23 protein-coding genes are annotated in these 20,472 nt (G+C 71.5%); 14 read left to right on the forward strand and 9 right to left on the reverse strand.

Going from position 1 to position 20,472, the window contains the following annotated elements; translation table 11 throughout:
* From narH to IE269_RS23345, 5 genes are all read left to right on the forward strand, one after another.
* Nucleotides 1-1,521, forward strand: a complete 1,521-nt coding sequence (gene narH / locus IE269_RS23325) for a nitrate reductase subunit beta (protein WP_189825023.1) — start codon at nt 1-3, stop codon at nt 1,519-1,521.
* Nucleotides 1,518-2,207: a nitrate reductase molybdenum cofactor assembly chaperone gene (gene narJ / locus IE269_RS23330; RefSeq protein WP_189825024.1), complete on the forward strand. Its 690-nt coding sequence runs from the start codon at nt 1,518-1,520 to the stop codon at nt 2,205-2,207. Before narH ends, narJ begins: the two co-directional genes overlap by 4 nt.
* Entirely contained in the window at nt 2,204-2,926 is a 723-nt protein-coding gene (narI, locus tag IE269_RS23335) for a respiratory nitrate reductase subunit gamma (RefSeq protein ID WP_189825025.1), read from the forward strand. The genes narJ and narI overlap by 4 nt, the downstream gene beginning before the upstream one ends.
* Before the next feature lie 252 nt (nt 2,927-3,178).
* The gene (locus IE269_RS23340; protein WP_189825026.1) at nt 3,179-3,910 is read left to right on the forward strand and encodes a hypothetical protein; all 732 of its coding nucleotides are present in this window, start codon (nt 3,179-3,181) and stop codon (nt 3,908-3,910) included.
* Entirely contained in the window at nt 3,907-4,554 is a 648-nt protein-coding gene (locus tag IE269_RS23345; protein ID WP_189825027.1) for a hypothetical protein, read from the forward strand. Before IE269_RS23340 ends, IE269_RS23345 begins: the two co-directional genes overlap by 4 nt.
* A gap of 16 nt (nt 4,555-4,570) precedes the next feature.
* Here IE269_RS23345 and IE269_RS23350 read toward each other — a convergent pair whose 3' ends face one another.
* The 5 genes from IE269_RS23350 to uppS all read right to left on the reverse strand — a co-directional run bounded on the left by IE269_RS23350 (nt 4,571) and on the right by uppS (nt 9,059).
* Complete coding sequence (locus IE269_RS23350) at nt 4,571-4,981, reverse strand: VOC family protein (RefSeq protein WP_189825028.1); 411 nt, start codon at nt 4,979-4,981, stop codon at nt 4,571-4,573.
* 70 nt (nt 4,982-5,051) lie between these two features.
* Entirely contained in the window at nt 5,052-5,561 is a 510-nt protein-coding gene (locus tag IE269_RS23355; RefSeq protein ID WP_189825029.1) for a 2'-5' RNA ligase family protein, read from the reverse strand.
* Nucleotides 5,562-5,606: 45 nt separating this feature from the next.
* A complete protein-coding gene (locus IE269_RS23360; protein WP_189825030.1) occupies nt 5,607-6,710 on the reverse strand; it encodes an AI-2E family transporter in 1,104 nt (367 codons plus the stop codon).
* Between the two features lie 178 nt (nt 6,711-6,888).
* Nucleotides 6,889-8,322 (reverse strand): oxygenase MpaB family protein, encoded by a 1,434-nt coding sequence (locus tag IE269_RS23365; protein ID WP_229898112.1) that lies wholly within the window; start codon nt 8,320-8,322, stop codon nt 6,889-6,891.
* Nucleotides 8,323-8,369: 47 nt separating this feature from the next.
* Nucleotides 8,370-9,059: a polyprenyl diphosphate synthase gene (gene uppS, locus IE269_RS23370; protein WP_229898114.1), complete on the reverse strand. Its 690-nt coding sequence runs from the start codon at nt 9,057-9,059 to the stop codon at nt 8,370-8,372.
* Between the two features lie 323 nt (nt 9,060-9,382).
* On the opposite strand from uppS, the gene IE269_RS23375 reads away from it, so the two are divergent.
* Nucleotides 9,383-9,874, forward strand: coding sequence for a hemerythrin domain-containing protein (locus tag IE269_RS23375; protein ID WP_189825031.1), 492 nt, complete (start codon nt 9,383-9,385; stop codon nt 9,872-9,874).
* 266 nt (nt 9,875-10,140) lie between these two features.
* On the opposite strand, the gene IE269_RS23380 is transcribed toward IE269_RS23375, so the two are convergent.
* The gene (locus IE269_RS23380) at nt 10,141-10,581 is read right to left on the reverse strand and encodes a MarR family winged helix-turn-helix transcriptional regulator (protein ID WP_229898115.1); all 441 of its coding nucleotides are present in this window, start codon (nt 10,579-10,581) and stop codon (nt 10,141-10,143) included.
* A 197-nt stretch (nt 10,582-10,778) separates the two neighbouring features.
* Between IE269_RS23380 and IE269_RS23385 the strand changes: the two genes are divergently transcribed.
* From IE269_RS23385 to IE269_RS23405, 5 genes are all read left to right on the forward strand, one after another.
* A complete protein-coding gene (locus IE269_RS23385) occupies nt 10,779-11,909 on the forward strand; it encodes an NADH:flavin oxidoreductase (RefSeq protein WP_189825032.1) in 1,131 nt (376 codons plus the stop codon).
* A gap of 240 nt (nt 11,910-12,149) precedes the next feature.
* Nucleotides 12,150-12,812 carry a PadR family transcriptional regulator gene (locus tag IE269_RS23390; protein WP_229898097.1) on the forward strand — a complete coding sequence of 221 codons (663 nt, stop codon included), beginning with the start codon at nt 12,150-12,152 and terminating at the stop codon, nt 12,810-12,812.
* 238 nt (nt 12,813-13,050) lie between these two features.
* Nucleotides 13,051-13,878: an aldo/keto reductase gene (locus tag IE269_RS23395; protein WP_189825033.1), complete on the forward strand. Its 828-nt coding sequence runs from the start codon at nt 13,051-13,053 to the stop codon at nt 13,876-13,878.
* 133 nt (nt 13,879-14,011) lie between these two features.
* Nucleotides 14,012-14,884, forward strand: coding sequence for a SecDF P1 head subdomain-containing protein (locus IE269_RS23400; RefSeq protein WP_229898099.1), 873 nt, complete (start codon nt 14,012-14,014; stop codon nt 14,882-14,884).
* A 102-nt stretch (nt 14,885-14,986) separates the two neighbouring features.
* Nucleotides 14,987-15,793: a GntR family transcriptional regulator gene (locus tag IE269_RS23405; protein ID WP_189825034.1), complete on the forward strand. Its 807-nt coding sequence runs from the start codon at nt 14,987-14,989 to the stop codon at nt 15,791-15,793.
* Nucleotides 15,794-15,864: 71 nt separating this feature from the next.
* On the opposite strand, the gene IE269_RS23410 is transcribed toward IE269_RS23405, so the two are convergent.
* The 3 genes from IE269_RS23410 to IE269_RS23420 all read right to left on the reverse strand — a co-directional run bounded on the left by IE269_RS23410 (nt 15,865) and on the right by IE269_RS23420 (nt 18,672).
* Nucleotides 15,865-16,095: a hypothetical protein gene (locus IE269_RS23410; protein WP_189825035.1), complete on the reverse strand. Its 231-nt coding sequence runs from the start codon at nt 16,093-16,095 to the stop codon at nt 15,865-15,867.
* Nucleotides 16,096-16,178: 83 nt separating this feature from the next.
* Nucleotides 16,179-17,996, reverse strand: a complete 1,818-nt coding sequence (locus tag IE269_RS23415; protein ID WP_229898117.1) for a chitinase — start codon at nt 17,994-17,996, stop codon at nt 16,179-16,181.
* A gap of 229 nt (nt 17,997-18,225) precedes the next feature.
* Nucleotides 18,226-18,672, reverse strand: a complete 447-nt coding sequence (locus IE269_RS23420; RefSeq protein ID WP_229898102.1) for an AMP-binding protein — start codon at nt 18,670-18,672, stop codon at nt 18,226-18,228.
* On the opposite strand from IE269_RS23420, the gene IE269_RS23425 reads away from it, so the two are divergent.
* The 3 genes from IE269_RS23425 to IE269_RS23435 all read left to right on the forward strand — a co-directional run bounded on the left by IE269_RS23425 (nt 18,671) and on the right by IE269_RS23435 (nt 20,390).
* Nucleotides 18,671-19,078 (forward strand): hypothetical protein, encoded by a 408-nt coding sequence (locus IE269_RS23425; RefSeq protein ID WP_189825038.1) that lies wholly within the window; start codon nt 18,671-18,673, stop codon nt 19,076-19,078. The genes IE269_RS23420 and IE269_RS23425 overlap by 2 nt on opposite strands.
* Nucleotides 19,079-19,239: 161 nt before the next feature.
* Nucleotides 19,240-20,058, forward strand: a complete 819-nt coding sequence (locus IE269_RS23430) for a S1 family peptidase (RefSeq protein ID WP_189825039.1) — start codon at nt 19,240-19,242, stop codon at nt 20,056-20,058.
* A gap of 116 nt (nt 20,059-20,174) precedes the next feature.
* The gene (locus tag IE269_RS23435) at nt 20,175-20,390 is read left to right on the forward strand and encodes a hypothetical protein (protein WP_189825040.1); all 216 of its coding nucleotides are present in this window, start codon (nt 20,175-20,177) and stop codon (nt 20,388-20,390) included.
* Nucleotides 20,391-20,472 lie beyond the last annotated feature (82 nt).

Raw genomic sequence — 20,472 nt, forward strand, 5'->3', positions numbered from 1 at the left:
ATGCGTGTCATGACACAGGTCGCGATGGTCATGAACCTCGACAAGTGCATCGGCTGCCACACCTGCTCCGTCACCTGCAAGCAGGCTTGGACCAACCGGCAGGGCACCGAGTACGTCTGGTTCAACAACGTCGAGACCCTCCCCGGCCAGGGCTACCCCCGCCGCTGGGAGGACCAGGAGCGGTGGAAGGGCGGCTGGGAACGCACCCGTTCCGGCAAGCTCCGGCTGCGCTCCGGCAGCCGCCTCAAGCGCCTCGGCAACCTCTTCGCCAACCCCGACCTCCCGGAAATCTCCGACTACTACCAGCCCTGGACGTACGAGTACAAGAACCTCACCGAGGCCCCGGCGGGCGACGACCTGCCCACCGCCCGCCCGGTCGACACGATCACCGGCGCCCCCATCGACAAAATCGAATGGGGCCCGAACTGGGACGACAACCTCGGCGGCGCGGTCGAGCACGGGCCGCGCGACCCGATCGTGGAGAAGATCCGCGACGAGGTGGGGGAGAAGATCCGCTTCGAGTTCGAGCAGTCCTTCATGTTCTACCTGCCGCGTCTGTGCGAGCACTGCCTCAACCCGGCGTGCGTCTCCTCCTGCCCGTCGGGCGCGATGTACAAGCGGTCCGAGGACGGCATCGTCCTGGTCGACCAGGACCAGTGCCGGGGCTGGCGGATGTGCGTCAGCTCCTGCCCGTACAAGAAGGTCTACTTCAACCACAGCACCGGCAAGGCCGAGAAGTGCACCTTCTGCTTCCCGCGCATCGAGGTCGGCATGCCGACCGTCTGCTCCGAGACCTGCGTGGGCCGCATGCGCTACCTCGGCGTGATGCTGTACGACGCCGACAAGGTCGCCCAAGCGGCGGCCGTCGAGGACGAACACGACCTCTACCCCAGCCAGTTGGAGTGTTTCCTCGACCCGCACGACCCGTCCGTGCAGGCAGCCGCACGCGCCGCCGGCATCACCGAGGAGTGGCTGGAGGCCGCCCGCCGCTCTCCGGTGTACGACCTCATCGCCACCTACCAGGTCGCCCTCCCGCTCCACCCGGAGTACCGCACCATGCCCATGGTCTGGTACGTCCCGCCGCTCTCCCCGGTCGTCGAGGCGGTCGCCGCGAGCGGCCACGACGGCGAGGACGCGGGCAACCTCTTCGGCGCGATCGACGCGATGCGCATCCCCGTCGAGTACCTCGCCGAGATCCTCACCGCCGGTGACACGGACGTCGTGGACGCGGTCCTGCACCGGATGGCCGCCATGCGCGCCTACATGCGCCGCATCAACCTCGGCGAGGACCGCGACGAAACCATCGCCCGCGCGGTCGGCCTGACCGGCGAGGAGATGGAGGACATGTTCCGCCTGCTGGCCATCGCCAAGCAGGAGGACCGCTTCGTCGTACCGAGCGCGGCCCGTGCCGACGCCGAGGCGCTGACCGAGACGCACCCCTTCGAAGACCCGGGCTGCCCCGTCGCCGAACACCCCGACCGCGTGATGCTCAACCTCGGACCCACCCGGAGGAGCGCATGACCACCCCCACCCTGACCTCGGACTCCGTCACCCGGCTGATCGCCGGACGCTGCCTGGAGTACCCCGACTCCCGGCTGTACCAAGACCTGCCGCAGCTCCGCGCCGCGCTCCCCGACGCCTCGCCCGAGGCCGCCGCGCTCCTCACCGGCTTCCTCGACCACGTCGCCGCCACCGAACCCCTCGACCTCGGCGCGCACTACACCTCCACCTTCGACACCCGCAACCGCCGCTGCCTCTACCTCACCTGGTGGGCCGACGGCGACACCCGCCGCCGCGGCCTCTCCCTGGTCCGCCTCAAGCAGCTCTACCGCGACCACGGCCTGGAGTACGCCGACGAGGAACTCCCCGACTTCCTCCCCGTCGCCCTCGACTTCGCCGCCCGCCACCCCGAAGCGGGCACCGCCCTCCTGGAGGAGCACCGGGTCGGCCTCGAACTCCTGCGCCTGGCCGTCACGGCGGCCTACACCCCGTACACCGCCGTCCTCGAAGCCCTCTGCACCACGCTCCCCGGCCCCTCCCCGCAGACCAAGGAGGAGGCCAAGGCGATGGCCCGCAAGGGTCCGCCGCAGGAACTCGTCGGCATCGGCTCCCCGCTGGAACCCCTCCTGGAGCCCTTCGGGCCGGGCATCGACCTGCCCCGGCCCAAGGTCGCCGCCCGCACACAGCCCGAAAGGCCGTCGGCATGACAGACCTCCTCCTGTGGGGCGTCCTGCCCTACGTCTCGATCGCCCTGCTCGTCGCAGGCACCGTATGGCGGGCCCGCTACGACCAGTTCGGCTGGACCTCGCACTCCACCCAGCTCCACGAGTCCCGGCTGCTGCGCATCGGCTCGCCGCTCTTCCACCTCGGGATGCTCTTCGTCGTACTCGGCCATGTCGTCGGCCTGCTGATCCCGCAGAGCTGGACCGACGCGATCGGCGTCAGCGACCACACGTACCACCTGATAGCCGTCGGCACCGGCGCTGTCGCGGGCGCGGCGGCGGCCGCCGGCATCGGCCTGCTCGTCTACCGCCGCCTCAAGGTCCCGGCCGTACGCCGCGCGACCCTGCGCAGCGACCACCTCATGTACACCTTCCTGCTCGGTGCGATCGTCCTCGGCCTCCTCGCCACGATCCTCAACTCGACCGGCGCGACAGGCGGTTACAACTACCGCGAGGGCATCTCCCCGTGGTTCCGCTCCCTGTTCACCCTCTCGCCGGACTACGCGCTGATGGCGGGCGCACCCCTCGCCTTCAAGCTGCACATCCTCTTCGGTTTCACACTGTTCGCGCTGATCCCGTACTCGCGGCTGGTGCACATGTTCAGCGCCCCGGTGAAGTACGTCTTCCGGCCGTACGTGGTCTACCGCAGCCGGGGCCTGGACAAGATCCCGGCGCAGCGGCGCGGCTGGGAGAACACCCGGTGAGGTACGGCCCCTGAAGCCGGGCCGGAACTCCCCGCAGCCACTCTTGCCCATCCCGGCTCCCAGCGCCCATGATGACCCCAACTCGCCTGCATCACAGGTCGGTTGAGGAAGCGTCACCGGCGTCCGACGCACGGACGGCGCGGGGTGAAGCACAAGGGCGAGGGGCGGGCGACGGTGCGGCAGCCGACAACGGGAGACCCGGGCGCGAGACGTCTGCCGGGCACACCGCCCGCGCAGGGACCGCCGGCGCCCGTGCTGCTGACCGTGCCGCGTGCGCGGCGCGGACCCGTGTGGTGGCTGGGCTGGCTGGTGCCCGTGATCGCCGCGTACCGGCTGTGCACGCCGACCCGCGAGGGCCGCATCGAGGACCCCGTCGTCAAGAAGGCGCACCTGTGGCGGCTGGTGCTCGGTCTCGTGCTGACCGTCGGCGCGTGGCTGGGACTCGGGCTGGTGCCGCTGCGGGAGATCCCCGACCGGTTCTTCGAGAGCTTCGGGTGGGGCCTCAGCGCGGTCCAGATGAACTTCTACGTCGCCTGGTTCGTGATCGCGATGACCCCGCGGGGCCGCAAGCGGGCCGCCGCCGCGAGGTGGCGCGGCCCGCTGCTCGCGTTCGTGCTGACGATGGCCGCGTTCATCCTCACGCCCCTGGACCTGTCCCAGTGGCCGCCGACCTGGTCCTGGGCCACGGTCCTCGGCGGGTGGCTGGTCCTCTTCAGCGGGTTCGGGGGCCTCCTGCTCGTCCTCAACGGAGGGCGCACGGCCGACATCAACGACGCGCTTCCTGCCGTCGTCCCCTTCTTCACCGTGCTGGCCGTCGTCCTGCCGTCCATCGGCGACCCCATGTACGACCAGGTCTCGACGCCGACGCGCCTGGTGCTGGGGCTGACCGGCCCGGTGACGCTGGTGCTGCTGACGCGCTGGGAACTGCGCAGGCTGCGGACGATCCACGGGGTGCGGCTGTCGGACATGTGGCGGCGGCCATGAGGCAGGACGAGCGGCCCGGCGGCGACGTGGACTGGGCGGGGAAACGGCCCGGCGACGACGTGGACTGGTCGGGGAAGAGGCCCGGCGACGACGTGGACTGGGCGGGGGAGTGGCGCTGGCACGACGCGCCGTGGGCGGGCAACGCGGCCATCCTGCTCGGGTTCTGCGCGGTGTCCGGCCTGGGCTGGCTGTCCGGTACGAGGACGGGCGTACGGATCAGCGTCCTCGCCGTGGCGGCGGCGGGCCTGCTGATCCTCTTCAACGCGCTGGCCCTGAAGCGGCTTCGCCGGGAGACCGGACTCGACCACCGCCGGCTCGCCGCCGTCATGCGGCTCTCCCGGCGCGAGGAGATCCCGGCCGACCCGGTGGCCCGGCGGGCGATGTTCCACCTGGTCCGGCTGCAGAACAGCAAGCGGGCGGGCGGGCGCTGGATGCGGCCCGCGTGCGCGGTGCTGATGCTGCTGGTGGCGGTCGTGCAACTGCTCGCCGGGAACCTGGCCCTCGGTGCGGGCCTGCTGCTGGCGGCGGCCTACCTGGCCTCGCGGTTCAGCGTGGTGGCCCGCCTCCAGGCCCGGCTCGACCGCCTGGAGGCCCGCCTCGCACCGGAGTTCGCGGCGGGGCGGGCACCCGGGCAGCCGGAGTGAGCCTTCTGCGGCCTCGTCAGCCGCGCTGGGGCCAGACCGGGCCCTCGTCGGTCCAGACGACGCCCTTGTTGCGGCACAGGCAGAAGGGGTGGCCGATCGGGTCGGTGAAGACCTGCCAGCCGTAGCCCTCGGGGCCGATGAAGTCCTGCCGCAGCGTCGCCCCCAGGTCGAGGACCCGGCGCTGCTCGGGCTCGATCTCGTCCACCTCGAAGTCGAGGTGGAACTGCTTGGGGTGCTCGGTGTCGGGCCACTGCGGGGCGCGGTAGTCGTCCACCCGGATGAAGGCCAGCTCGATCTCGCCGAACTGGATCCCGGCCCAGTCCGCGTCGCTGCCTTCCTTGATCGGACGGCCGGTCACCTCGGAGTAGAAGGCGGCCAGCTTCATGGTGTCCGGGCAGTCGATGATGAAGTCGGTGAGTCGCAGCATGCGGCGATCCTGCCACAGGCCCGCCTCGGACTGCGAGGGAGTTTCCCCCTGGTCAGCGGCGCAGGCCAGGTCACCTGCCGAGCGGCAGCTCGGCGAGGCCGCGCCAGCCGTCGTCCGTGAGCGCGACCACGTACACGCACGTCACCTCCGTACGGATCGGCAGACGGCCCGTGACGCGATCCGCGATCTCGGCGGCGGCACGCTCCTCCGCGTCCAGCGCCACGGTGACGTGCACCGGCGGCTCCAGCCCGAACCGGCCGCCGTACGGGACCTGCTCGGGGAACGCAGCACGCACGGCGGCGGCCCGAGCATGCAGCTCGGGCACCGGGACGCCGACGAACCCGCCTGCCCGCTCAACTTCCTTCAGCAGTACGGGAATCCGGCCGGTCCCCGCTGCGACGCGGAGCCGGTCCAGGTCTGCCGCACCGATCCGGTCGGCCGGCAGCCACGGGTAGAGCAGCGTCGCATGCGCCGGGACCCCCGGGCGTACGGCCCGGGGGTCCACCTCGGCGGCGAGTTCCAGCAGGGGGTCGGCGTCCGGCAGCAGTGCCAGTACGGCTGTCGTTCCCGGCGTCGGCATGGTCGTCCTCACCCGTTTCCAGAGTCGCGCTCCACCGTAGTGGCGCTACGCCTCACCGGCTCCCTGTGGAGAGCTGTCCGCCAGTGGTTCCGGTGCGGCGGTGACGAGCTGGTCGCGGAGGTAGTTCCAGACGACCGCCAGCAGCGCCGCGGCGGGCACGGCCAGCAGGCTGCCCACCACGCCGGCCAGATTGCCGCCCAGCACCACGACCATGAGCACCACGCCCGCGTGCAGCCCCAGCCCACGGCTCTGGATCATCGGCTGGAAGACATTGCCCTCCAACTGCTGCACCACCACGATGATCACCAGCACGATCAGGGCGTCCCCGAAGCCGTTGGACACCCACGCGATCAGCACCGACACGAACCCCGCGAACAGCGCGCCCACGATCGGCACGAACGCGGAGACGAACGTCAGCACCGCCAGCGGCAGCACCAGAGGTACCCCCAGCACCCACAGCCCGATCCCGATGAACACCGCGTCCAGCAGCCCCACCAGCGCCTGCGACCGCACGAAGGTGCCCAGCGTGCGCCAGCACCGCCGCGCCACGACCGGCAGATCGGTGGCGGCCCGCCCCGGCAGCTGACGGCCCAGCCACGGCAGGAAACGCGAACCGTCCTTGAGGAAGAAGAACATCAGGAACAACGCCAGCACCGCGGTGATCAGGCTGTTGACCACCGTGCTGACCCCGGTCCCGAAGGCGGTGAGCACACTGCCCGCGCTGTCCTGGATGCGCTTGACCGCCTCGTCGAGGGCCTGGGTGATCTGGTCGTCGCCGATGTTCAGCGGTGGCCCCGCCGCCCACTCGCGCACCTGCTGGATGCCCGCGACCACACTGTCGCTGAGCTGCCCCGCCTGGGACGCCACGGGCAGCGCGATGAGCGCCGCGACCCCCGCGACCACCAGCAGGAATACCAGGGTCACCAGCCCGGCGGCCGGGGCCGGCCGCCAGCCGTGCCGCCGCAGGAAACGCACCGGCGGCCAGGTGAGGGTGGTGAGCAGCAGGGCCACGACGACCGGCCAGAACACCGACCACATCTGCCCCACGAGCCATAGCACCGCAGCGACCGCCACCAGCACCAGCAGCAGATCAAGAGATATACGGGCCACCCGCCGAAGGGCGGCGGCAGATTTCGCGGAACTCAACATGCCGGGACATTCTGCCAGCCGCAGGAGGCCGACGATCACCCGGAACTGACGGCCCGTGCCCGCACCCGAACGACGGCCCGTGCCCGCACCCGAACGACGGCCCGTGCACGAACCCGAACGCAGGTCCGTGCACGAACCCGAACGCAGGTCCGTGCACGGGCCCCCATGCCCGAGGGTCTCACGCCTCGGCGAGCAGCGGATCGAACGGCGTCGTGCGCTGCCGCCCGGCCATGAACGCCACGAACTCCTTCACGAAGGCACTGCGCGTGTACGCCGTCCCGTCCGCCCCCGACGCGTCGCGGCGGAAGGCGCGGCGGAACAGGGCCCGGTACTCGGCGGCGTCGATGCGCTGGTCGCCGTCCTTGTCGGTTGCGTCGAAGAGCACCTCGGCCACCCGGATGAGCGCGGGCCCGGCCAGCGACGGTGCACCGGCCGCGTACTCCTGGGCGCTGATGCTGCCGTCGCCGTCGGTGTCCAGGGCCGCCTGGAGTTCCCGCCACCAGTCCGCGTACGCCTGGTAGAGCCGGGTTTCGGCGGGCTCGTCCAGGTCGAGGCGGCTCGCCAGCTCGCGGGCCATGGCGGCGAGGTCCGGCCAGTCCAGCGAGCCGTTGCCGGTCTGGTCCAGCACCTGCCGGAAGAAGTCCTCGGTGTCCTGCTGATACGGGCGGGCTTCGGCGTACACGTACGGAGCGGGCTCGGGCGCGTCGGGCAGCGGGGACAGCAGCCGCACCAGCGCACCCGCCCGCTTCATCCTGGCCTGCACGGCCGCAAGCGTACGGGCGCGCGGATCGTCGCTGTCGCTGTCCGGCGTCAGGGAGAGCAGGTCGATGACGTTCTCCGGCGCGATCCAGCGCGCGGGCAGGAAGCGGGTCAGCCCGACGGCCAGATAGGCGCCCTGCATCAGGGTGTGCGCACCGGGCAGTTCGGGCAGCCCCGCCCGGCGCCGGAACGGTTCGGGCAGCGAGGCCACCGCGATCACCCCGAGGACCGGCGCGACCACGGCCCGGCCGGTCGCCCACAGGGTGGGCAGCCCGCTCAGCAGCGGGGGAGCGGGAAGGTGGTCGAAGAGCTTGTACAGGATGACGCGCATCGCCTCCGTGTTCTCCAGCTCCTCGGCCACCACCCTGTCGTAGTACGGCCAGAACTCGGCCACGGTGTCGGGGAGTTGGCCGGGTTCGTCGCCCATCGTCGCGAGTGTGCCCCGGAACTCCGCGTACAGCTCCTCCATGAACTCCTGCTCCAGCGGCTGCCCGCTCAGCCGGAACATCGTCACGGAGCTCTCGAAGAGGGTCGCCACCACCCAGGCCCGCGCCCCGGGGTCCATGGCGTCGTACGGCCGGTTCCTGGCGTCGGTCCCCTTCAGGCGGGCGTGCATGCGGTTCAGCCGCGCCGCCTCCCGCTCCCGCGTCTGCGCGTCGGCCCCGACCATGCGCTGCATGCTCAGGTACGTGTTGCGCAGGCGCCGCCAGGGGTGAGCGACGAACGTGGAGTTCTCGACGAGGGCCGCACCGATCGCCGGGTGCGCGGCCTCCAGCACCGTCGCCCGGATCATGGCCAGGGCCCACAGGGGGTCGTCGAAGAACGAGGCGAAGCGCGCGTCCGGGCTGCCCACCGGGCCTTTCCGTTGTTCGTCGGAGCGGGGTACGTCCTGGTGGAGAGTCACGGTCGGGAAGCTCCGATCTCGCTCGGCAGCACGCCGCCGAAACGGCGGTCGCGCTGCCGGTAGGCGTGCAGGCAGTCGAGGAAGTGGGAGGCACGGAAGTCGGGCCACAGCACGGGCGGGAAGACCCACTCGGCGTAGGCGACCTGCCAGAGCATGAAGTTGGAAATGCGCTGCTCGCCGGAGGTGCGGATCACCAGATCCACGTCGGGCGTGTCCGGATAGGGGAGGTGGGCCGCGAAGGTCCGCTCGGTGACGGCCTCGGCCGGGGTGTTGCTCCGCAGCAGCGAGCGTGCCGCCTCCACGATGTCCGCGCGCCCGCCGTGGTCGAAGGCCACGGTCAGCGTCATGCCCCGGTTGTCGCCCGTCAGCGTCATCAAGTCCTCGAAGTCCCGGGCCAGTTCCGGCGGGATGCGCGGATCGTTCACACCGAGGAAGCGGCAGCGGATGCCGCGTGCGTGCAGGAAGAACGCGTGCTTGCGCACCACGCGCCGCACCAGCCGCATCAGGAAGTCGACCTCGCCGCTCGGCCGCCCCCAGTTCTCGGTGGAGAACGCGTACAGGCTCAGCCACCCCACGCCCGCCGACCGCGCCGCCTCGATGACGTCGATCACGGACGCCTCGGCGGCGCTGTGCCCGAAGGTGCGCGGCTGCGCACGCGACTGCGCCCAACGGCCGTTGCCGTCCATGACACAGGCCACGTGCCGGGGAACCCGGCGCCGCTCTCCGGCCTCCTCGACTGCGTGCTGCACGTCCCTGCCTTCCCCGTGGTGCGACCCGGTGCGTTGTCGGCTGATCCGATCAACGCGCACAGCATGTCACCGGAAGATTACGCGGAGTGCGGTTGGCTGACGGGTTCACTCCTGGCACGCGCGTACGAGGTCGTGGGCATCCGTGCCGTGCCGCGTCACACGGGCCGCGAGATCCGGGTGCCCGTTCCACGGGGCGGCGCGCCATGACGTACACCCGCAGAGGCGGGATCCAGCCACCCGGCGGCGGTACAACCGTGATCATGTGCCACTACTGCGGCTGCCGCGAGATCCCGCTCATCAAGGAATTCATCGCCGAACACGAACGCGTCACCGACGCGGCGGGCGACGCCCTGCGCGCCCTGGACGAGGGCGACAACGCCCGGGCCCGCTCACTCGTCGACCTCATGGCGCGCGAACTCGACGCGCACTGGAGGGGCGAGGAGAACGGCCTGTTCGCCGTGATGCGCGCGGACACTGAATACGCCGGCTACATCGCCGACCTGACGGGCGAACACCGGGAACTCGCCGCCCTGCTGCCGACGTTGGACCTGACGGACCCCGCCGACGTACGGACCCTGCGGGCCGCCGTCGACGAACTCCACCACCACATCGCCAAGGAGGAGGACGGCCTCTTCCCGGCCTCCCTCACCGCCCTGACCGGCGAGGAGTGGAACCGCTCCATGGCGGCCTGGCGCGAGGCCCACCCAGACCCCGACGGCGGTGGCACCGGTGCCCCGTCCCCTCCCGCCTGACGGCCGGGGCACCGGTGTGCGGATACCGCGCCGGACCCCTACCGGGCGGAGAGCGTGCCGGGGGCGGTGTGCGGGGTGCCGGGCTCGGCCCGCACCGTCTGGCTGAACTTGTTGTCCTTCGAGGCGGGCCGCACCTTCTCGGCCGCGACGTGGGCGGTGTCCCGGGGCGCCTCGACGGTCCGGCTGTACGACGTCCTGTCCGCCCCGTATTGCTCACACGCCCCACATGTCCGGCCTGCGGCCGGCGCTCCCGTCGGGTGCCCCGGTCACTCCGGGCGCGGCCACTCCCGGCCTTCGAGGGTCTCCGCGCACCGGTTGAGCCGAGTCAGGGCGTCCTCTAGTTCCCGTACGTCCTCGGGGGACCAGTCGGCGACCACCCGGGCCAGGCAGGACCGGTTGAACTCGCGGTCCGCGACCAGCCGGCTCGAGCCCTCGGCCGTGATGCGCAGCTTGCGGGCCATGCCGCCGTCCGGGTCCGCGACGCGCTCGGCCAGCCCGCAGCGCAGCAGTGCGGCCGTCTGGCGGTTCACCGTCGAGGTGTCGAGCCCGAAGGCCTCCGCCAACTGCCCGATGGACATGGGGCCTTGGGTCTCGATCCGGTTGAGCAGTAGATACGCCGACCGCTCCAGACGTTCGTGCTCGCACTCGCGTCGGGCGAGCACCTGGTGCCGCGACAGCAGCATCAGCTCCCGCTCCAGTCTCTCCAGCACAGCGCCTCCCGCTCCTTCGGATGCCCCATTGTCGCCCGCGGCCCTGCGGAACCCGGTACTCGGATGTCGCTCGCGGCTGCGGAACCCGGCGCCCGGACCCGCAATATGCATGATACATATCGTGTGTACGATGCATATCGCATCGCCACTCCGGCGATGGCGAGCAACGCCCCCCCCTCATCCGGAGGATCCGCATGACCGCCCCCACGTCCACCGCCTCCCGCGCGGCACAGATCCTGTCCCGGCCCGTCACCCTGAACGGCCTGACCGTCCCCAACCGCATCGCGATGGCGCCGATGACGCGCCAGTTCTCGCCGGGCGGCGTGCCGGGCGAGGACGTGCAGGCGTACTACGCCAGCCGCGCCGCCGCAGGCGTGGGCCTGATCGTCACCGAGGGCACCTACGTCGGCCACCCGTCCGCCGGGCAGAGCGACCGGGTGCCGAGGTTCCACGGCGAGGACCAGCTCGCGGGCTGGGCGAAGGTCGCCGCCGCCGTGCACGAGGCGGGCGGCACGATCGTGCCCCAGCTCTGGCACATCGGCATGGTGCGCAAGCACGGCGACGCCCCGTACGCCGACGCCCCGGCCGTCGGCCCCTCCGGCATCCGCGTCGACGGCACCGAGGGCACCGGCAAGGCGATGACCAGCGCCGACCTCGACGACGTCATCGGCGCGTTCGCCGACGCGGCGGCCGAGGCCGAGCGCATCGGCTTCGACGGAGTCGAACTGCACGGCGCCCACGGCTACTTGCTCGACCAGTTCCTCTGGGAGCGTACCAACCGCCGCACCGACGCGTACGGCGGCGACGCGGTGGCCCGCACCAAGTTCGCCGCGGAGATCGTGGCCGCGGTCCGCGAACGCGTACGGCCCGACTTCCCGGTGATCTTCCGCTACTCGCAGTGGAAGCAGGAGGCGTACGACGCACGCCTCGCGCAGACGCCGCAGGAACTGGAGGCGATCCTGGCCCCGCTCGCGGCGGCGGGCGTCGACGCCTTCCACGCCTCGACACGGCGCTACTGGGTTCCGGAGTTCGAGGGCTCGGAGCTGAACCTGGCGGGCTGGACCAAGAAGCTCACCGGCCGCCCGGCGATCACCGTCGGCTCGGTCGGCCTCGACGGCGAGTTCATGGGCGCGTTCGCGGGTCAGGGCGCGGCGCTCGGTGACCTGGACGACCTTCTGGACCGCCTGGAGCGCGAGGAGTTCGACCTGGTCGCCGTCGGGCGGGCGCTCCTCCAGGACCCGCAGTGGGCGGCGAAGGTCCTCGGCAACCGCTTCGCCGAACTGAAGCCGTACGACGCCGCAGCCATCAAGACCCTCTCCTCCTGACCGCTCGGCGGCCTCCGCCGCCACCCTCTTCCACCGGCCCCGCACCCGTCCTCACCGGACGGGTGCGGGGCCGGTGGCGTTCCCCGACGCACCCGGCCAAGATTCTTCGAGCATTCTTGTTGCATCTCGATGCTTACCGATATATCGTTTCGAATGTCGGTAACGATATATCGGCAACCATCGGAAGGGGTCGACACGACCCCCGTGCACCCCGTGCACGCACACACAAGGAGTTCGACCATGAACAGCATGCGAAGCAATCACGAGTACGGCCCCGACGGACGCCACCCCTTCGAGGGCGGCCCCCGGTTCGAGGGCGGCCCCCGCGCCGGATTCGGACCCGGTGCCGGTTTCCCGGAAGGACCCGGCCGGCCCGGCGAGTGGCGTGGCCGCGGTCACGGCGGCCACCGGGGCATGGGCGGCCGCGGAATGATGGGCGGCGGCCCGCGCGGCCGCGGTCGCGCCCGGCGCGGTGACGTCCGCGCGGCGGCGCTGGCACTCCTCTCCGAGCGCCCCATGCACGGCTACGAGATGATCCAGGAACTGGAGTCCCGGACCGGAGGCGTCTGGCGCCCGAGCCCCGGCTCCCTCTACCCCGCCCTCCAGCTGCTCCAGGACGAGGGCCTGGTCACCGCCGACGACTCCAGCGGCAAGCGCCTCCTCACCCTCACCGACGCGGGCCGCGAGGCCCACGCCGCCGCGGGGGAGAACGCCCGCCCCTGGGAGCAGATCACCGCGGGCGTCCCGCCGGTCCACAAGGTGCTGCGCGACGGCATCGACCAGATCGCCACGGCGGCGCGCCAGGTCGCCGAGGTCGGCACGGACGAGGAGAAGGCCAAGGCGGCCCAGATCCTCACGGACACCCGCAAGGCCCTGTACAAGCTGCTCGCCGACAGCGAGTGAGAGTCCTGCGGCGGTCACGAGCGCAAAGAAGCAGAGGGGCCCGGCCACGCGGCCGGGCCCCTCTGTCGCGCACCGCTCCCAGCGCCGGGTGCCGATGAACCACCACCTCCGTCCCAATATGCCGCGTTTGCAATTAACCCGCGTGTGCAATTATTGTGACCGCAGGTAAGAAGCCATCGCAATCGACCCCCGCGCACGCCCCACCTGGGGCGACCCGCGGACCAAGGAACGGCGCGTCATGACCCCCCGCATCCCCACCGTCACCCTCAACAACGGCATCCCCATGCCCCAGCTCGGCTTCGGCGTCTTCCAGGTTCCCGACGAGGAGACCACCGCAGCCGTCGGCACGGCCCTCGCCGCCGGGTACCGCAGCATCGACACCGCCGCCGTCTACGGCAACGAGCGCGGCGTCGGCCGCGCCCTCGCCGAGTCCGGCATCGCCCGCGACGAGCTCTTCGTGACCACCAAGCTCTGGAACGCCGACCAGGGTTACGACGCCGCCCTGACCGCCTTCGACGCCTCGCTCGACAAGCTCGGCCTCGACCACGTCGACCTCTACCTGATCCACTGGCCGACCCCCGCCCGCGACCTCTACACCGACACCTGGCGCGCCTTCGAGAAGCTGCTCGCCGAGGGCCGCACCCGCGCCATCGGCGTCTCCAACTTCCAGCCCGCCCACCTGGAGCGCCTGCTCGACAAGGCCTCGGTCGTCCCGGCCGTCAACCAGATCGAGCTCCACCCCGGCCTCCAGCAGCAGGAGCTGCGGGACTTCCACGCCCGGCACGGCATCGTCACCGAGGCCTGGAGCCCGCTCGCCCAGGGTGCGGTCCTGGCCGACGAGGCGATCACCGCCATCGCCGCCCGCCACGGCAGGAGCCCGGCCCAGGTCGTCCTGCGCTGGCACCTCCAGACCGGAAACGTCGTCATCCCCAAGTCGGTCACCGAGACCCGCATCCGCGAGAACCTCGACGTCTTCGGCTTCGAGCTGAGCGCGCAGGAACGCGACGCGATCGCCGCCCTCGACCGCGGCATGCGCACGGGCCCGGACCCCGACACCTTCAACTGACGTACGCATGGGCGGGGCTGACGTCTCCGGCCCCGCCCGCCCCGCTTCCGTTCCGGTGAATCATCCCGATCCGCCCTGCTCCCCGCGCCCGACGTGCCACCATGGCCGGGCAATCGCAGGGCGGGAGAGCGGCATGGAACGGTACGGACGGACGCGTCGGCGTACGATGCGCCAGGTCGCGGTGATCATCGGCACGCTGGCACTGCTGACCGCCTGCGGATCGGAGAAGGGGGACGGCCCGGACCGAACCGCCCCGCCCAACATCCCTTCCCCACCCGCGATTTCCAGCCCGGAACCCGAACCCACGGCCTCCGGGCCGACCCCCTTCCGGGGCCGGACGGACATCACCTTCCGGCCCGAAACCACCCGGCCGGAAGGCGAGTTGGAGCGCACGGCCGCCCTGATGCGCAAGCGGGCCTCCGCACTGGGCATGAAGGACGTCACTATCACCGTCAGGAACGGTGACGTCACCGTCTCCGCCAAGAACGTGACCGAGGAACGCCTCACCTCCCTCGGCGCGCCCGCCGAGGTGGCCTTCCGCCCGGTCCAGAACCTCGTGCCCCCGAGCGGCAAGCCGTGCACCCCGACCCGCGACCGGGCACCGTCCCGCCCGATGACGGCCTGCGGCAGCGGCGCCGATGCCGGCGCCCAGTACTTGCTCGGCCCCGTCGGCGTCCCCGGATCGGACGTCACCCGGGCCACGGCCGAGAACAACCAGCGCATCGGCGTCTGGCAGGTCTCGCTGACCTTCAACGCGGCGGGGGCGCAGCGCTTCGGCGAGCTGAGCGAGCGGCTCGCCACGCAGCAGCAGCCCATGAACCAGTTCGCCATCGTCCGCGACGGCGAGGTGCTCTCGGCGCCCACCGTCGCCCAGCGGCTGAGCGGCGGCGTCGCCGAGATCTCGGGTTCCTTCACCCGGGAGTCGGCCCAGGAACTGGCGGCGCAGATCACGTCCGGATCGCTGCCCCTGCGGCTGCGCGTCTCCAGCACACAGCGCTATTCCTAGAACACCGCCCAGGGGCGTCTTTCCGTCAGAGCCCCCGCACACCCTTGAGGTCTAGACCAATAGCGGCATAGCCTGGCGCAACCCTGCCCGTACGCCGAGTGATTGAGGATCTCAGTGCACCCCCTGGGCCACGAGAGCGACCACCCAACGACCGGACACCAGCACGTGACCGCACCCGTCTACCGGCGCATCGCCGAGGACCTGCGGCTGAGCATCGCCGAGGGGCAGTTCCCGGCCGGGCGCCGGCTCCCCTCCGAGCGGAGCCTCGCGGAGCGGTACCACGTCACCCGGCAGACCGTGCGCTGTGCGCTGCAACACCTGCGGACCCACGGCCTCCTCGTCACCGACCGCACCGGTTCGTACGCATGTCGACGCACCGGCATCCCGGCCCTCCCGCCCCTCGGGCCCGCCGAGCAGCCCACCTTCCCCGGCGGCGCCACGCCCCTGACGGGCGACGCCAGCCGTACGGGACGGCTCACCGCGGCCCTTCCGCCGCCGGAGCTGGCCCCGGGGCTCGGCGTCGCCCCGGGCGAGCGTGCCCCCGTCCTGCACAGCCGGACCGTCGACGACTCGGGCGCCGTCATCCAGGAGGCGGTCTCCTACTTCTCGATCCACGCGCTGACCGCCGCGCCACAGCTGACACGTGCATTCATCCAGGGCGGCGCCGAAGACCGCCCCGCCCTGACCGACCTCTACCAGTGGCTCACCTCGGCCGGCCTGACCCTCACCCGGCACGAACGGATGAGCCCCGCCCCGACCCCGGAGGCCGAAGTCGCCCCGGTGTCCGGCTGGGTGTCCGTACGGAGACTGGTGAGCGACCAGCACCAGCGGCTGCTGGAGGCGACCGACCTGCGCTGCGACCTGACCCGCAGTACCCTCGTCCACCGCTCGCCGCTGCTCACGCCGTGACGTGCCGCGGGGGCCGGGCGCATGCCCGACCCCCGCCATGTACACGTACGTACGACCGCGACCGCAGACGCCTACGACGACCGCGGCTGTGCCCCGTCCTGGCCCTCTCTGTGGCCGAAGGCGGAGAAGGAGCGTTCGTCCCGCTGCGCGGGGGCACCGCGCACACCGCTCCAGTCCAGTGCCTGCTGGGCCTGGTCCTGGGTCTGCGCTGCGGCGATGCGGCTGGCGGTCAGGGCGTCTCCTCGTTCCTGGACGAGGGTGTCGTAGATCGGTGTGGGTGCGGATATGGCTGTAGTAGTCACGAGAGGTCATTCTTACCGCTGTACGGCGTTCCATGGCCCCGCGTCTGCATGGTGAAACCCACACTTGGCCGAAGTGCGCGGTGTCAGTTCCCGAAGTAGGCGTCAAAGTTCCGGCTGAACTCCTGGTTGTTGAAGCGGTCCCAGTTGATCGACCAGGTCATCAGGCCGCGCAGGGACGGCCAGGTGCCGTGGGTCTGGTAGCTGCCGCAGTTGGTCTTCTTCGTGAGGCAGTCCAGCGCCTTGTTGACCTCGGCGGAGGAGACCCACCCGTTTCCGGCCTGGGTGGAGGCGGGCATGCCGATGGCGACCTGCTCGGGGCGCAGCGGCGGGAAGACGTTGTTCGCGTCGCCCGCGACCGGGAAGCCGGTGAGCAGCATGTCGGTCATCGCGATGTGGAAGTCGGCGCCGCCCATGGAGTGGTACTGGTTGTCCAGGCCCATGATCGGGCCCGAGTTGTAGTCCTGGACGTGCAGCAACGTCAGGTCGTCGCGCAGTGCGTGGATGACCGGGAGGTAGGCGCCCGCGCGCGGGTCCTGGCCGCCCCACTTGCCGACGCCGTAGAACTGGTAGCCGAGCTGCACGAAGAAGGTCTCCGGCGCCATGGTCAGGACGAAGTCCTTGCCGTACTTGGCCTTCAGGGTCTTGACCGCCGAGATGAGATTGACGACGACCGGGGTGGTCGGGTTCTTGAAGTTCGTGTCGGCGGTGTCCAGGGAGAGCGAGTGGCCCTCGAAGTCGATGTCGAGGCCGTTGAGACCGTACTCGTCGATGATCTTCGAGACGGAGGTGACGAACGCGTCGCGGGCGGCGGCCGTGGTGAGCCGGACCTGCCCGTTCTGCCCGCCGATGGAGATGAGCACCTTCTTGCCCTGCGCCTGCTTGGCCTTGATCGCCGCCTTGAACTCGGCCTCGGACTCCACGTTCGGGCACTCGGCGACGGGGCACAGCTTGAACCGGATGTCGCCGCTGGTCACCGAGGTCGGCTCGCCGAAGGCCAGGTTGATGACGTCCCAGGAGGTGGGGACGTCGGCCATCTTCGTGTAGCCGGAGCCGTTGGCGAAGCTGGAGTGCAGATAGCCGACCAGCGCGTGGGCGGGCAGGTCGCCGCCCGGGTCGGGATTGCCGCCGCCCGGGGGAGTGGTGAAGGTGACGGCCGCCGACTTGGCCGACTCGCCGTCGGCGTTGAGCGCGGCGACCTGGACGCTGTAGGCGGTGGCGGGGGTGAGCCCGGTGAGGGTGGCCGAGGTGCCGGTGACGGTGGTCGCCTTGGCGCCGTTGCGGTAGACCGCGTACGAGGTGGCGCCGGTGGACGCCGACCAGGAGAGGGCGGCGGTGGTCGAGGTGACGGTGCCCGCCGCGAGCCCGGCCGGCGGGGCGGGCGGCTGCGGCTGGGTGGTGTCGCCGGGGCCGAAGAGGCTCAGGTCGTCGGCGTAGTAGGCGGGGGTGCCGTACCAGCCGTGGGTGTAGATCTGCACCTGGGTGGTGTTCGCGCCGGTCTTGAAGGTGGTGCTCAGCTGCTTGAAGGCGTCGGCGGACTGCGTCCAGGTGGACACGTCGGTGGTGCCGGTGCCGGTCGCGCCGAGGTAGACGTACGAACCGCGCACCCAACCGCTCAGTGTGTACGTCGAGTTGGGCTTCACGGTGACGTTCTGCGTGCACTTGGCGTGGTCGCTGCCCGCCGGGGTGGCCTTGAGGGCGGAGCTGCCGCTGCGGACGGGCGTGCTGACCACGGCCCCCGCGGTGCAGTTCCAGCCGGTGAGCCCGGCCTCGAAGCCGCCGTTGCGGGCGAGTTCGGCGTCGGCGGCGACGGCCGGGGCGGCGGCGGTCAGCCCGGAGGCGGCGAGGGCGAGGGCGGTGACGGCGAGGGCGACGGGGGAGACGCGGCGCGGGCGTCTGGGGATGCGGTGTCGACGGGGACGGTCCACAACTGCCTCCGGAGCGGGGGGAGATGGAGGTTCTGATGGCCGCTCAATTTGGTCCAGACCAATAGTGTTGTCAAGGCCGCCGACGACATCCGCCGCGAGCCAGCGGCGGGCCGGTGCCGCCCCGCGCGGGCCGGTACCCCCGGGCGGCCCGCGCATCGGTACGGGCGCCCCCGGGGCGGCCTTCACATTCGTACGGGCGGAACCTTCACCCCAACCGCTGCCGCACCTCGTGCCGAAGCACCTTGCCCACCTTCGATTGCGGCAGCCCCACCACGGTGCAGTCCGCGACGGCCGGATGCTCCATCAGGACCCGCTCGACCTCGGCGGAGTACACGTTGAACCCACCGGTGATGATCAGGTCCTTGGCCCGGTCGACGAGGTGCAGGAACCCCTCGTCGTCCAGGAAGCCGATGTCGCCGGTGTGGTGCCAGCCGAAGCGCGACGCCTCCGCCGTGGCCTCGGGGTCCTTGTAGTACCCGGCCATCACCAGCGAGCCGCGCACCACGATCTCGCCGCGCTCCCCGGTCCGTACCGTACGGCCCTGCTCGTCCACGACCGCCACGGTGACCAGCGGACCCGGCCGCCCCGCAGCCGTCAGCCGGAGTGGTCCGCCCCTGGTGTCCGGCGCCTCGAACAGTGATCCTCGGCGCATGATGCTTCCGCGCGCACAGGAGAAGACCGAACTGATCGAGGTCGTCCGCATCACGGACCCGATGGGGCAGTCGACCGCCGAGAGCCTGACGGGCCGCGAGGTGGCGCTGTGGGAGGCGGAGCAGGTCACCGACGCCCTGGCCCTCATCGGCTCCCTGCCGGACGGCGAGGTGTACCGCTGCTTCCTCCCGGGGTGGGGCATCCGTGCGCACAGCGCCACCGGCCTGCTCTTCCAGATCGCCTTCTGCTTCCGGTGCCACGGCGCCCGGCTGTTCGGGCCCGGCGTCAGCGGCGGCATGAGCCGGATTCACGGCTTCGACGCGGACAGCGGTCCGGCGCTGGAACTGCTGCAACTGTTCCGGGACTCCCAGCACGGCCGCCTCGGGCGGTTCCTCCGGCGGAGGTGAGACATAGCCGTGCCGGAGCCCCGTGGTTGCGGGGGTTTGCCCCACCCTCCTCCCTCCTGCCTGCCGGAGTACGGACAGGCCACCTGAGCGGATGGTTCCGTTCCTCTTGATCGCGGAGGCTGGCACCAGACAGCCAGCCGGCCCGTCCGATCGGAGAATCCGTGTTCAGCCCGAAGTCCTCGCCCCGCCCCCTCGCCCGCACCCTCGCGCTCGCCCTGGCGGGAGCCGCATGCGCGGCCCTCACCACCGGCAGCGCGCAAGCCGTCGTCAACGGGAAGGATTCCAGCCGGAGTTACTCGGCCATGGTGTCCGTCCCGGTCACCAGCGTGGCCGACCCCACCTTCCGGGGCGTCTGCGGCGGAACGCTGATCGACCCGCAATGGGTGCTCACGGCCGCCCACTGCGTGGACCCGACCCTCGTCACCCTGGACGGCACCGTCCGGATCGGCAGCGAGTGGAAGAACACCGGGGGCACCGTCCGGTCCGTGGCGAAGACGGTGACCCACCCCGGCTACCGGACAGGCGCACCCAACCGGGACGACCTCGCGCTGATACGTCTCCACCGCCCGGTCGCCGAGAAGCCCCTGCGCATCGCCGACCGGCCGGGGCCGCCCGGCACCCCGACCCGGCTCCTCGGCTTCGGCACGGTCGTCGACGCACCCGACCCCGCGCAGTGGGTCTTCCCCGACCGCCTCCAGGAACTCGACGCCCGCAGGGCCCCGGCGTCCGCCTGCGCACCGGGCTACGCGGACCGCACCCGCCTGTGCACGGTCAGCCAGGTGCCCAAGGCCATGGCGTGCAACGGCGATTCGGGCGGCCCCCAGATCCAGCGCGACCGCAAGGGACGCTGGGAACTCATCGGTGTCACCTCGGGCCCCGGCGCCCCGGGCGTGCGCTGCTCCGACGGACCCGGCCTCTACACCAGCGCGCCCGCCTACGCCGACTGGATCCGCAGGGCGATGGCCCGCAACGGCCGATGAGCGCCCGGCCCGGGGGAGTTCGGACCGCGGCGGCCCCTGACCGGTCCGCGGTCCCGCTCCCGCGGGCCGGTGGGGGCCGGTACCGTGGATCGGGCACCCTTCCCGTGGAGGCACTGATGGCGCACCTCGTGTTCGACCCCGACGAGCAGCGGCAGTTGCGCGCCGCAGCCCGCACCGAGCTCGCCGGCAGCCCCACGCTCGCGTACGTACTGGAACATCTGGCCGCCGAGGGCATCGACCTCGACGAGTGCCGGGACTGGGAGGACCTGCGGGCCGCGAAGGGGCTCGCTCCGCGCGACGAGGACACCGCCGGGGCGACGGACGTTGCCTAAGAGGACGCGCGGATAGGTTACGGGCGGCGGGCAGGCCGCGTATCCCAGCGGAAGATCACCCACGCTTCGCGAATCAGGCGCC

Origin of the sequence: Streptomyces spiroverticillatus, assembly GCA_014650415.1 — a bacterium.
Classification (GTDB): domain Bacteria; phylum Actinomycetota; class Actinomycetes; order Streptomycetales; family Streptomycetaceae; genus Streptomyces; species Streptomyces spiroverticillatus.